The sequence below is a fragment of the Pseudoduganella chitinolytica genome (assembly GCF_029028125.1).
GTDB lineage: Bacteria > Pseudomonadota > Gammaproteobacteria > Burkholderiales > Burkholderiaceae_D > Rugamonas > Rugamonas chitinolytica.
On the sequence record NZ_CP119083.1, the window covers coordinates 2,454,283 to 2,467,042 of the forward strand.

General features: G+C 65.5%; 11 protein-coding genes. 1 reads left to right on the forward strand and 10 read right to left on the reverse strand.

The features are described from left to right. Positions 1-26: 26 nt before the first annotated feature. Both carB and carA read right to left on the reverse strand, forming a co-directional pair. Complete coding sequence (gene carB, locus PX653_RS10780) at positions 27-3,257, reverse strand: carbamoyl-phosphate synthase large subunit (RefSeq protein WP_277417877.1); 3,231 nt, start codon at positions 3,255-3,257, stop codon at positions 27-29. Between the two features lie 2 nt (positions 3,258-3,259). Next, positions 3,260-4,423 carry a glutamine-hydrolyzing carbamoyl-phosphate synthase small subunit gene (carA, locus tag PX653_RS10785; protein ID WP_277417878.1) on the reverse strand — a complete coding sequence of 388 codons (1,164 nt, stop codon included), beginning with the start codon at positions 4,421-4,423 and terminating at the stop codon, positions 3,260-3,262. 397 nt (positions 4,424-4,820) lie between these two features. Between carA and PX653_RS10790 the strand changes: the two genes are divergently transcribed. Next, positions 4,821-5,561 (forward strand): PEP-CTERM sorting domain-containing protein, encoded by a 741-nt coding sequence (locus PX653_RS10790; protein ID WP_277417879.1) that lies wholly within the window; start codon positions 4,821-4,823, stop codon positions 5,559-5,561. Between the two features lie 15 nt (positions 5,562-5,576). Here PX653_RS10790 and PX653_RS10795 read toward each other — a convergent pair whose 3' ends face one another. From PX653_RS10795 to phoB, 8 genes are all read right to left on the reverse strand, one after another. After that, positions 5,577-6,308 (reverse strand): PEPxxWA-CTERM sorting domain-containing protein, encoded by a 732-nt coding sequence (locus PX653_RS10795; protein ID WP_277417880.1) that lies wholly within the window; start codon positions 6,306-6,308, stop codon positions 5,577-5,579. 104 nt (positions 6,309-6,412) lie between these two features. Beyond that, a complete protein-coding gene (locus PX653_RS10800) occupies positions 6,413-7,153 on the reverse strand; it encodes a PEP-CTERM sorting domain-containing protein (protein ID WP_277417881.1) in 741 nt (246 codons plus the stop codon). Between the two features lie 205 nt (positions 7,154-7,358). After that, positions 7,359-8,093 carry a PEPxxWA-CTERM sorting domain-containing protein gene (locus PX653_RS10805; protein ID WP_277417882.1) on the reverse strand — a complete coding sequence of 245 codons (735 nt, stop codon included), beginning with the start codon at positions 8,091-8,093 and terminating at the stop codon, positions 7,359-7,361. Between the two features lie 95 nt (positions 8,094-8,188). After that, positions 8,189-8,911: a PEP-CTERM sorting domain-containing protein gene (locus tag PX653_RS10810; protein ID WP_277417883.1), complete on the reverse strand. Its 723-nt coding sequence runs from the start codon at positions 8,909-8,911 to the stop codon at positions 8,189-8,191. Positions 8,912-9,086: 175 nt separating this feature from the next. Continuing rightward, on the reverse strand, positions 9,087-9,491 hold the full coding sequence (locus PX653_RS10815) for a GlcG/HbpS family heme-binding protein (RefSeq protein WP_277417884.1): 405 nt from the start codon (positions 9,489-9,491) through the stop codon (positions 9,087-9,089). A gap of 36 nt (positions 9,492-9,527) precedes the next feature. After that, positions 9,528-10,544, reverse strand: coding sequence for a patatin-like phospholipase family protein (locus PX653_RS10820; protein WP_371876442.1), 1,017 nt, complete (start codon positions 10,542-10,544; stop codon positions 9,528-9,530). A gap of 196 nt (positions 10,545-10,740) precedes the next feature. Further along, entirely contained in the window at positions 10,741-12,051 is a 1,311-nt protein-coding gene (gene phoR, locus PX653_RS10825) for a phosphate regulon sensor histidine kinase PhoR (protein ID WP_277417885.1), read from the reverse strand. 9 nt (positions 12,052-12,060) lie between these two features. Continuing rightward, complete coding sequence (gene phoB, locus PX653_RS10830; protein ID WP_277417886.1) at positions 12,061-12,753, reverse strand: phosphate regulon transcriptional regulator PhoB; 693 nt, start codon at positions 12,751-12,753, stop codon at positions 12,061-12,063. Positions 12,754-12,760 lie beyond the last annotated feature (7 nt).

Genomic DNA, 12,760 nt, shown 5'->3' on the forward strand with positions numbered 1-12,760 from the left:
TGGGTGCAGCCAACTACGTTAGGGCCTTAGTGTAGTGTTTTATGCAGGCCTTGTAAATCGTACACCTGCAACTCGTCCAGGTGGCGGATGCCGGCGACGGCGGCTTCCGCGCCGGCGATCGTCGTAAACGTCGTCACGCGCGACTGCAGGGACGACGTGCGGATTGTACGCGAGTCGACGATGGCACTGCGCTTCTCTTCCACCGTGTTGATGACCAGGGCGATCTCGTGGTTCTTGATCATGTCGACCACGTGCGGCCGGCCCTCGACGACCTTGTTGACCGGCGTGACGGGAATGCCCGCCGCCGCGATCACCGCCGCGGTGCCCTTGGTCGCCACCAGCGTGAAGCCCGCTTCGACCAGGTCGCGTGCCACCTTCACGGCGCGCGGCTTGTCCGAGCCCTTCACCGACAGGAACACCTTGCCCGATTTCGGCAGCTTGACGCCCGCGCCCAGCTGCGCCTTGACGAACGCCTCGGCAAACGTCTGGCCCACACCCATCACCTCGCCCGTCGATTTCATCTCCGGTCCCAGGATCGTGTCGACGCCGGGGAACTTCACGAACGGGAACACGGCTTCCTTGACGCTGTAGTAAGGCGGCACCACTTCCTGCGTGACGCCCTGCGCCGCCAGCGTCTGGCCGACCATGCAGCGCGCCGCGATCTTGGCCAGCTGCAGGCCCGTGGCCTTGGAGACGAACGGCACCGTGCGCGACGCGCGCGGGTTCACTTCGAGCACGAACACGACGTCCTGCTCCTTGCCGTCGATCTCCTGCTTCTGGATCGCGAACTGCACGTTCATCAGGCCGACCACGTTCAGGCCCTTGGCCATCAGCGCGGTCTGGCGCTTCAGCTCATCGATCGTGTCCTGCGCCAGCGAATACGGCGGCAGCGAGCACGCCGAGTCGCCCGAGTGCACGCCGGCCTGCTCGATGTGTTCCATCACGCCGCCGATGAACGTGGTCTCGCCATCGGAGATGCAGTCCACGTCGCACTCGATCGCGTCGTTCAGGAAGCGGTCCAGCAGCACCGGCGAATCGTTCGACACCTTGACCGCTTCGCGCATGTAGCGTTCCAGGTCGCGCTGCTCGTGCACGATCTCCATCGCGCGGCCGCCCAGCACGTAGGAAGGACGCACCACCAGCGGATAGCCGATCTCCTGGGCCAGGCGCAGTGCCTCTTCTTCCGTGCGCGCGGTGCGGTTCGGCGGCTGGCGCAGGTTCAGGTCGTGCAGCAGCTTCTGGAAGCGCTCGCGGTCTTCGGCCGCGTCGATCATGTCCGGCGACGTGCCGACGATCGGCACGCCGTTCTTCTCCAGGTCCAGCGCCAGCTTCAGCGGGGTCTGGCCGCCGTACTGCACGATCACGCCGACCGGCTTTTCCAGCTCGACGATTTCGAGCACGTCTTCCAGCGTCAGCGACTCGAAGTACAGGCGGTCGGACGTGTCGTAGTCGGTCGATACGGTCTCGGGATTGCAGTTGACCATGATGGTCTCGTAGCCATCCTCGCGCATCGCCAGCGCCGCGTGCACGCAGCAGTAGTCGAACTCGATGCCCTGGCCAATGCGGTTCGGACCGCCGCCCAGCACCATGATCTTCTTCTTGTCGGTCGGATTCGACTCGCACTCCTCGTCATACGTGGAGTACATGTAGGCCGTGTTGGTCGCGAATTCGGCCGCGCACGTGTCGACGCGCTTGTAGACCGGACGGATGCCCAGCTCGCGGCGACGGGTGCGCACCGCGGTGTCCGTGGTCTGCAGCAGGTAGGCCAGGCGGCGGTCCGAGAAGCCCTTCTGCTTCAGGCGGTACAGCGTGTTCTTGTCCAGGTTGTCCAGCTTCTGGGTGTCGAGCCACAGTTCCAGGTCGACGATCTCCTTGATCTGCACGAGGAACCACGGATCGATCTTGGTCAGGTTGTGCACTTCTTCCAGCGTGAAGCCCTGGGCGAACGCGTCGCCCACGTACCAGATGCGCTCCGGACCCGGCTCGCCCAGTTCCTCTTCGATCTTCTCGCGGTCGACCGTCTTCTGGTTCATGCCGTCCACGCCCACTTCCAGGCCGCGCAAGGCTTTCTGGAACGATTCCTGGAACGTGCGGCCCATCGCCATCACTTCACCGACGGATTTCATCTGCGTGGTCAAGTGGTCGTCCGCGGTCGGGAACTTCTCGAACGCGAAGCGCGGGATCTTGGTGACGACGTAGTCGATCGACGGCTCGAACGACGCCGGCGTGGCGCCGCCCGTGATCTCGTTGCGCAGCTCGTCGAGCGTGAAGCCGACAGCCAGCTTGGCCGCCACCTTCGCGATCGGGAAGCCGGTTGCCTTCGAGGCCAGCGCGGACGAACGCGACACGCGCGGGTTCATCTCGATGACGATCATGCGGCCGTCCTTCGGGTTGATCGAGAACTGGACGTTCGAGCCGCCCGTATCCACGCCGATCTCGCGCAGCACCGCGAGCGACGCGTTGCGCATGATCTGGTATTCCTTGTCCGTCAGGGTCTGCGCCGGCGCCACGGTGATCGAGTCGCCCGTGTGCACGCCCATCGGGTCCAGGTTCTCGATCGAGCAGATGATGATGCAGTTGTCCGCCTTGTCGCGCACTACTTCCATCTCGTACTCTTTCCAGCCCAGCAGCGACTCTTCGATCAGCAGCTCGGACGTGGGCGACGCTTCCAGGCCGCGCTTGCAGATCTGCTCGAACTCTTCCTCGTTGTAGGCGATGCCGCCGCCCGAGCCGCCCATCGTGAACGACGGCCGGATGATGGTCGGGAAGCCCAGCTCGCGCTGCACGGACCACGCTTCGTCCATCGAGTGGGCGATGCCGGAACGGGCCGAGCCCAGGCCGATCTTCGTCATCGCGTCCTTGAACTTGGCGCGGTCCTCGGCCTTGTCGATCGCTTCCGGCGTGGCGCCGATCAGTTCGACGTTGTACTTGTCCAGGATGCCGTGGCGGTCCAGGTCCAGCGCGCAGTTCAGCGCGGTCTGGCCGCCCATCGTCGGCAGGATCGCATCCGGACGTTCCTTGTCCAGGATGCGTTCCACCACCTGCCACGTGATCGGCTCGATGTACGTGACGTCGGCCATTTCCGGGTCCGTCATGATCGTGGCCGGATTGCTGTTGACGAGGATGACTTTATAGCCCTCTTCGCGCAGGGCCTTGCAGGCCTGGGCGCCGGAGTAGTCGAATTCGCAGGCCTGGCCGATCACGATCGGGCCGGAGCCGATAATCAGGATGCTTTTGATGTCTAAACGTTTTGGCATTTTTATTTCTTCTCCGCGGCTTCCATCATCGAGATGAAGCGGTCAAACAGGTACGAGACGTCGGTCGGGCCGGGCGACGCTTCCGGGTGGCCCTGGAAGCAGAACGCCGGCGTGTCGGTGCGGGCGAAGCCCTGCAGCGAACCGTCGAACAGCGACACGTGCGTCACGCGGCAATTCTCCGGCAGGGTCGCCGCGTCGACGGCGAAGCCGTGGTTCTGCGACGTGATCAGGACCTGCTTCGAATCGAGGTCCTGCACCGGGTGGTTGGCGCCATGGTGGCCGAACTTCATCTTCAGGGTCTTCGCGCCGGACGCCAGCGCCATGATCTGGTGGCCCAGGCAGATGCCGAAGGTCGGGATCTTCTTGTCCATCAGCTCGCGCGTCGCCTTGATCGCGTAGTCGCACGGTTCCGGGTCGCCGGGACCGTTGGCCAGGAAGATGCCGTCCGGGTTCAGCGCCAGCGCATCGGCAGCCGTCGACTGGGCCGGCAGCACCGTCACCTTGCAGCCGCGCGAGGCCAGCATGCGCAGGATGTTGCGCTTGACGCCGTAGTCGAATGCGACGACGTGGAAACGCGGGTTCTCGACCTTGCCGTAGCCCTCGCCCAGTTGCCATTCGGTTTCCGTGAATTCGTACGGCGCCTTGGTCGTCACGACCTTGGCCAGGTCCATGCCGGCCAGGCCGGGGAACGAACGGGCCAGCTCGACGGCCTGCTGCACGGACGGCTCGTTGCCCAGCGTACCGGTCAGGATGGCACCGGCCTGCGCGCCTTTTTCGCGCAGCAGGCGCGTCAGCTTGCGGGTATCGATGCCGGCGATCGCCACGACGTTCTCGGCTTTCAGGTAGTCGGCCAGCGACTGGGTAGAGCGGAAATTCGATGCCAGCAGCGGCAGGTCACGGATGATGAGGCCGGCGGCGTGGACTTTGGTGGCTTCGACGTCTTCGGCATTGATGCCGTAGTTGCCGATGTGCGGATAGGTCAGGGTGACGATCTGGCGGGAATAGCTGGGATCGGTCAGGATTTCCTGGTAACCGGTGATCGAGGTATTGAACACGACTTCGCCCGTCGTGTGACCGGTGGCACCGATCGAAATACCTTTGAAGATGGTTCCGTCGGCAAGAGCCAGGATGGCTGGAACGGCTGGGCCTGAAAAAAACGGCGGCAAGGGCAACTCCTGTAAAGTTACCGTAGCAGCGCCACGTCAGACGACCCACATAAAAAATGAGCCGGGCGATGCCTGGCTTGGGGTCAGATGAGAATGGATGGAAGAGGTAGGCGCTACGACGGATATGAATTGGCTAAACCTTTGAATTGTAACTCAAAGGAGGTGTTTCGGCAATGCGTGCCGATGTTGGCGATGGCACCGCCGCCCCGCGCCGGCTTGCCTCGGCACTCGCTACCCGGCTCCGGCGTTGCGCTAACGGCCGGCGCACGATTTTAATGTTGCGATCGTGACAATTCGATAGAAATGGACGGCTGTCGAGGTGTTATCTTGACAACCATCCCGCCGTCACGGCCGCCGGGAAGGCCGCACCCCTGCCGTGCACCCACCGGAGAACCGAATGACACTGAAGCAAGCGCTGCTGGGCGTTGCCCTGCTGGCGGTATCGGCTGCGCACGCAGCCACCACGATCGAGGCCGACGGCTTTCGCCTCGCCCACGTCGACACCCTCTACCCGTTCGACATGACCATCCTGTCGGCCGTCGGTGGCGAGGTGCGCATCGCCGTGCACGGCTGGCAACCGCAAATCAACCCGGCGTGGGTGGTCGCGGCCGACGAACTGCCGCAGACCGAGTGGGACATCGGCGGCGGCCTGCTGCAAGCCAGCGTCACCGCCGGCTATCGCATCACGTCGATGACGCTCGCTGGCACCGTCACCGGCGCCCTGGAAACGGCGGCACTGGACAGCCAGTGCGGCAGCGCGCAACTCGCCTGCGCGCGCGGCACGGCCGCCAACCAGGCCACCGTCGACATGTCGGTGCTGCGGAACGGCACGGCGACCGGGCCGACCCTGTGGCGTCTCGACGATGCGCAGGGCACGTATTCCTACTCGCTGACGGCGAACCAGCCGCTGACGGGCGAGTTCGAGCTGGCGGTCGGCACCTATGGCGTGGCGTTTGCGAGTGCCGGCGTCGAGGACCGCCTTGGCGATATCTCCTACGTGCCGAGCCGCGCATCGCTCGGGTTTGGCGACATGATCCTGACCGTGCAGGTCGCCCCGGTACCCGAACCCGGCACCTATGCCATGCTGCTGGGCGGGCTGGGCCTGCTGGGCGTGGCCGCGCGCAGGCGCCAGCGCTAACCCGGCGCCAACACCTTACGAAGCCTGCCGCCGCCGGCGCGCCATTGCGCCGGCCAGTGCCAGGCCGCCCAGCAGCATGGCCCAGGTCTGCGGCTCCGGTACCGCCGCGATGTAGACGGTCATCGTCAATTCGCCCAGGCCGGCACTGGCCGACGAACCCAGCCAATACTGCTCGTTGGTCCATTCGTCCAGGTACCACACGCTTTCCGCCGTCACCTCGTTGCGGCCGTTGAACGACAGCGTGAACTCCCCTTCCAGCGCGGTCTTACCCAGGGTCAGCGCGAAATCCTTGCGCCCGTCCAGGTTTTTCGTCGTCGCCCAATTCGACTCGAGCGGATGCTCCGTGTGATAAGTGCCGAAGCCGAAGCCCAGCTCATTGCCTGCCACGCCCGGCATCGTCCACTCGGCGGGCACCAGCGCGCCGTGGAAGGAGCCCGTCACCGTGATGCCCGTGATCTTGTAGCCGGCCTTGACGCCGATGTCGTACTCGTTCTGCCAGAACAGGTAGTCGCTGGCGTATTGCTGGTAGCTGGAATCGACGGACAGCGGGAAGCCTTCCGTAATGCCGTACAGCGAGAACGTGGCCGACGTGGCCGTCTGGCCGAGCAGCGCGATGCCCGGGATGGGGCTGGACGCATTCGTTCCCAGCGTGAAGCCGGTCGTCTCGATCAGCGGTTCGAACGCCTGCGCGGAAGCGGCGGAAAGGCAGATGGCAGCGGCGCACACGGCGCGGGACAGCAATTGCATGGTGACTCCGGATGAGTTGTCGAGGCACGCAGTGTAGCGAGCTCATCCGGAGAAAACCTTCGTTGAATATTTGTAAATATGTAGCCTTTTGTAAGCCGGCCTTCTCAGGCTGCACGCCGGCGCGCCGTCCACGCCACCATGCCGAGGCCGGCCAGCAGCATGGCATAGGTCGACGGCTCCGGCACCGGTGTGACCTGCACGCTCAACACCACATCCGACAGATCCACGGCAGCGGTGGCCTGCAGCGTGTACTGCTGCCAATCCCAACCGTCCCAGACGAGCTGAACCGAACTGCTGGCCGCGACGGTATTTTCCGCGCCAAGGGCGAGCAGGAACGGGCCCTCCAGCGGCATGTGGGCCGTCGACGAGATGGCTAGCGTACCGTCGACCTGGCTGGCGTAAGCGGTGGGAAGCACGGCATGCTCGCCGCCGCGCAGGATCGACCAGTTCAGCGTCGAGCTGTTGGCGGTCGTGCCCGGCGTAGTCTCGCACATATTGCAGCCGCGCGTTTCCAGGTACATGGAACCGTTGACGACGGCGCTCAGCGTCATCGAGGTGATGCGGTAGCCTTGCAGGACGATGGCCGTCAGGAGGTGATCGGCCGCGTTGCCGATGCCGCCGTCGCCATGGGTGTTCGTGTCCCAGCGCTCGCCCAAGGCGCCAACGGACATGGCGATCCGCACCAGCCCGTCCGTATCGGACAGCAGTTGCATGTCCAGCGGATGGGCGGAGCTTTCCGTCCAGGCCAGGCTGAAGCCGGTCGTTTCGATCGTCGTGGCCGCATGGGCCGTGGATGTGCCCCAGATCAGCGCGCCAAGCAACAGGCCGCGTGCAAGTTGTTTCATGATGCCCTCCCCAGTCGATGACGCGATAAGGCGGACCTGCCGTCCGCTGTCGATTACCGACACGTATTCTGCCGATCGTGGTGGGCCGTCGCCATCCTCCTCACCGATCCCTACCTGAGACGGCTTGACAGCGGCAACGGGACATCGACAAGCACCAACGAAAACGGAGCGGCAAGCCGCTCCGTTTTCATGGGTTCCTCGAAGCTCAGCGCCGGCGCCGTGCCAGTCCGCCGACCAGGGCGAGGCCCCCCAACAGCATGGCATACGTGGCGGGCTCCGGCACGGGCGACACCTCCGTGCGGATCGTCAGGGTAGCACCCGTCAGGTTCAGCGAGGCGAACGACGGAATGCCGGGCAGGATGCCGTTGGGCGGAATGCCCTGCGCGCCCATCCAGATCTCCGACTGCAACTGCAAGCCATACTGGTTGGCGAAGCCGATATCGTTGAACGTCACCTGGACCTGCTGCGAGCCGTTCAGGTCACGCAGCGCGGCACTGTCCGCCAGCAGCGTGGCGCCGCCGCTGGTCAGCTGCATGCCGTTCAGCGTGTCATTGCGCGCCTGGCCCGGCGGGTCGAAAGGCGACACGGCCTGCTGCAACTGGCCGTCGAACGTCAGGTTCCATTCGATCGACGTGATGCGGTAGCCTTCGCGCACGGTCAGCTGGTAGCCCGAGTCGTAACGGTTGGACGTCTGCGCGAAGCTGCCCTGGTCGTCATAGACGGACCAGCCGGCCCCGCCGCTGCTGTTGCGGTTGATCATTTCGGTCAGCGACAGCTGCAGCACGTCCGCGCTGCTGGCCAGCACGCTGACGCGGTCGTCCGCGTACGACGGCTGGTTGTCGAACACCAGCGCCGCCGATTCGATGTGAATGGGCTCCGCGTGCGCGGCCGTACCGATCAAGGCCAACCCGAGCGTCAGCCCCGCCATTGTCGCTTTCATGCCTTCCTCCGTGATCCTGGTGAGCGTTTGACCAGTGTAGCACCGGCATCCGCCGTGGCAGCGCTCATTACTGCTGGTTAAGCGCGACGATGGCGTTATGGCTGACTTGCGTTGCGCGCTGCCGACACCCGACGGCGGCACATCCCCACGGCGCCGATGCCAGTGAGCAACATCAGCCAGGTTTGCGGCTCCGGCACGGCGGCGACGTCGACCGTCAGCACGAGATTGCCGGCACGCACCTGGGCTGACGAGCCCAGCCAGCTGTCGTTGCCGGCGTCATCCTGGAACAGCGCACTGTCGGCACTGGTCGTGGCGCTGCCGAGCAGCCCCAGCAGGAAATCGCCCTGCAGTGCCGCAGCGCCCAGCGTGACGGAGAATGCGCGTTCGCCGTCGAGGTCGACGGCGCGGGCGTAGTTGGACCACAGCGGCAGCTGGCCCGGCGGCCAGGCCACGAATGACAGGCCGATGTCGTTGCCCGCCGCGCCGCCATCCGCCGGCGCCAGCAGGCCGCTGAACGTGCCGCTGATCGTCAGTCCGGTGATGCGGTAGCCCTGCTTGACGCCGAAGCCGTAGCCGGCCTGCACGGGACTGTCGGCGGAGGCGGACGGTACGCCGGTCGAGTCGACGCTGCTGTGCAGGTCGCGCGTCACGCCTGCCAGCGCGAAGGTGACGCGGTTGGCGCTGTCGCCGAGCAGTACGATATCGGCTTCGCCCTCACTGTCGAGCGTGAAGGCATGGGTATCGATGGTGCCGGCGCTGGCGGCGCCGGCGCACAGCAGCGCGGCCGCGAACGCGGTACGGAAGAGAGTTGCTTGCATGGCAGATCCGGGAATTGGAAAGCCAAGGAGTCTACCCGCAGCACTGGGTATGACGCAAAAATATTGCCCGCTTGACTAATCTTTTTTGCAATTTCGCCACGGCGCGGTAAAAAAAATGGCCAAAAATCGAAGGCAGCCCCCGATTCTTGGCCATTCCATATGGTGTCGGAGCAGCTCAGCCCAGCGCGGCGATACCGGCCTTGGCGATCTGCGCGTCCTCGATGGACTTGACGCCGGAGACGCCCACGGCGCCGATCGTGTGGCCGTCCACCACGATGTTGACGCCGCCTTCCAGCAGCCCTTCCACTTCCGGCGCCGACAGGAACGCGACGCGGCCGTTGTTGATGATCTCTTCGTACACGCGCGACTCGCGCCGGCCCAGTGCGGACGTCTTTGCCTTGGCGGGTGCGATGTACGACGTCAGCGGCGCGGCGCCGTCCAGGCGCTGCTGCCACAGCAGGTGGCCGCCGTCGTCGACGATGGCGATGGACACGGCCCAGTTGTTGGCCAGCGCTTCGGCTTCCGCGGCGGCGGCGATCTTCTTGACGTCGGCAAGGGTCAGGTACGGCTTCGATTGCATGGTGTTCCTCGTGGTGAAAAAAGCTGTCGGACCGCGTTATTGGGCGGCAACGGCCGGCGCCTCGCGCCGCGCCTTCAGTTTCTGCTTGATCTGGGCCATCGCGGCGAGCGTGGACTTCTCGCCCGCGCTCATCGCCCGCGCGCGGCTGGCGAAGTCGTTGCTGGCCATATTGCCCAGCGGCGGCTGGATCACGACGTCCGCATCGCGCAACTCGTACTGGTTGATGCGCTGGCCCATGATGGAGAACGTCTGCATGATCACTTCCAGCGACGACACGGCGGCCTGTGCTTCCGTCTGCGTGGAGATGTTGACGGCAATGATGAAGTCCGCCCCCATTTCCTTGGCGAAGCGCACGGGCACGGGCGCGACCAGGCCGCCGTCGACGTAGGTGCGGGTGCCGATCGTCACCGGCTGGAACACGCCGGGCACCGCGGAGCTGGCGCGCACGGCCATGCCGGTATTCCCGCGCGTAAACAGGATCGGCTGGCCTGTCTTCAGGTCGGCGGCGACGGCGCCGAACGGCAGCTTGAGCTTCTCGATGGGGCGGTTCCTGACGGCCTTGTTGATGTAGCTTTGCAGCGCCTCGCCCTTCAGGACGCCGGACTTGGTGCCGAACAGCGGCAGCGCCCAGTCGGAGATGGATGCCTCGTCCATGTCGTACGCCATCTTCTGCAAGGTGCCGGCGTTGTTGCCGGCCGCGTACAGGGCGCCGACGACGCTGCCGGCACTGGTGCCGACGACGATGTCCGGATGGATGCCATTGGCTTCCAGCGCCTTGATGACGCCAATATGGGCAAAGCCGCGCGCCGCGCCGCCCCCCAGCGCCAGGCCGATCCGCACCTTGCGCTGCGGCACCGGCATCGGCGTGACGTTCGCGGTGGAGTCGGTCACCGCGGGAGGAATCACGGGCGGCAGGGGCGTGGCCGGCGTGTTCCCTGTGCCGGCACCGGGCGGCGTGCCGGCAGTGGGCGTGGATGGTGTCGTGCCGGTGGTGGCGCAGCCGGCCAGCAGGGCTGCGGCCAGGGCGCACGCGGTGAGGCGCTTTAGGTACATGTACTCGATCTGCTCGTGGAAAATGACTGCGGCCGCTTTGCGCGGCCGTTCGGATTGTAGCAGTTGTCGTGGGGTACTTCACTGCCTCGGACAAAACCGGGGTTAGGGTCCGTCCCTTCAGGGACTGACCCTGAAGTTCGAGTCCTCGGTCCACCACCAGACTTCGGGGTCAGTCCCGCAGGGACAGACCCCCGTTTCAAGCCGCGTGGCTCAGCTGCGGCGCGGCCGCCAGCGACTTCGGCAGGTTGACGGTAAACGTGCTGCCCCGCCCCGGCGTGGAATCGATCGTCAACGTGCCGCTGTGGCGCAGCAGCACGTGCTTGACGATGGCCAGGCCCAGGCCCGTGCCCTGCGTCTCGCGCGAGCGGCTCTTGTCGACGCGGTAGAAGCGCTCCGTCAGGCGGCTGATGTGCTCCGGGCTGATGCCGATGCCGTTGTCCTGCACGACGAAGCGTACGCCGGACGCCGTATCCTCCCAGCGCAGGTGGATGGTGCCGCCGGCCGGCGTGTAGCGCACGGCGTTCGCGGCCAGGTTGCCGAAGGCGCTGTACAGCTCTTCGACGCTGCCCATCAGGTCGCCGCCCTGCACGTCCAGCGTGATGTCGTGCTTGCCGGTCGACAGCGCCTGCGCGTCGCGCTGCACGCGCAGCAGCAGCTTGCCGATGTCGACGCGCTCGGCGCGCATCGGATGGTCCAGCGACTCCAGCCGCGACAAGGTCAGCATGTCCTCGATCAGGTGCTGCATGCGGTGGCCCTGCTCCATCATCAGCTTCAGGTGGGCCTGGCGGGTTTCCTTGTCCAGCTGTTCGGAGGCGGCGATCTCCAGGAAGCCGACGATGACGGTCAGCGGCGTGCGCAGCTCGTGCGACGCGTTGGCGACGAAGTCGCGCCGCATCATGTCCGTGCGTTCCGTTTCCGTGATGTCGTGCGTGACGAGGATCTGGCGGCGGTTCTCGAACGGGATGATGTGGACGATCAGCTTGCGCCCGCGGAACGACAGCGTCAGCGGCTGGTCGTAGCGGCCCAGGATCAGGTAGTCCATGAAGTCGGGGCTGCGCACCAGGTTCGTCACGCGCATGCCCTTGTCGCGTTCCTGGCGCAGGCCCAGGTGCTCTTCCGCCGCCGGGTTGCACCATTCCAGGAACAGCACGTCGTCCATGATGACGACGCCATCCGGCAGCAGGTGCATGGCCTGGCGGAAGCGGGCCAGCCACTCGGTGAGTTCGGCCTGGTTCTTCTCGTCGTCGCGGCGCATCCGGTACAGCCGCGAGAACACGGGGGTCCATTCGCCCCAGCCATCGGGCAGCTTGGCGCTGTGGGGGTTGTCCAGCCAGCCGGACAGCTGGAACAGGTAGTGCAACTGCACCAGCGCCATCCCGAGCACCAGCAGCAGCGCCGACCACAATGCCGTCATGGGTCCCAGCCACCACCACAGGATGCCCACGCCTACCGCGCCGAACGCCAGGCGCAGCGTTACCGGTACCCAGAACAGCAGCTTCGGATTCATCGCGTGTCCCTATGCCTTCTCGGACAGCATGTAGCCCACGCTGCGCACCGTCTTGATCAGGTGCTCGGCCTCCTTCAGCGCCTTGCGCAGCCGCAGCACGTGCACGTCGACCGTGCGCTCCTCGATGACGACGTGGTCGCCCCATACCTTGTCGAGGAGCTGGCTGCGCGAGAACACGCGCTCGGGATGGGCCAGGAAGAACTTCAGGAGCTTGTATTCGGCATGGCCGATGTCGATCTTGTTCTCGCCCATCGTGACGGTGCAGCTGACGGGGTCCAGCGTGATCGGGCCGGCGCGCATGGCCGAATCGGCATGCTCCGGGCTCTTGCGGCGCAGCAGCGCCCGGGCCCGCGCCAGCAGCTCGCGCGGGGAAAACGGCTTCGTGATGTAGTCGTCGGCACCGCTGTTCAGGCCGGCCAGCTTGTCTTCTTCCATGCTTTTCGCCGTCAGCATGATGACGGGGATGTCGGCAAAGTGGCGGTCGCCGCGGATGCGCGCCAACAGGCGCAGGCCGCTCTGGTCCGGCAGCATCCAGTCCAGCAGGATCAGCTGCGGCTTGCGCTCGTGGATGAAATCCCAGGCCTCGGCGGTGCTCTGCACGGCGCAGCAGTTCCAGCCGGCTTCGCGCAGCGAGAACGTTACCAGCTCGACAATGGCTGGTTCGTCCTCCACAATCAGTACGGTCGTTTTGTCGGATGCCATGCTTGTG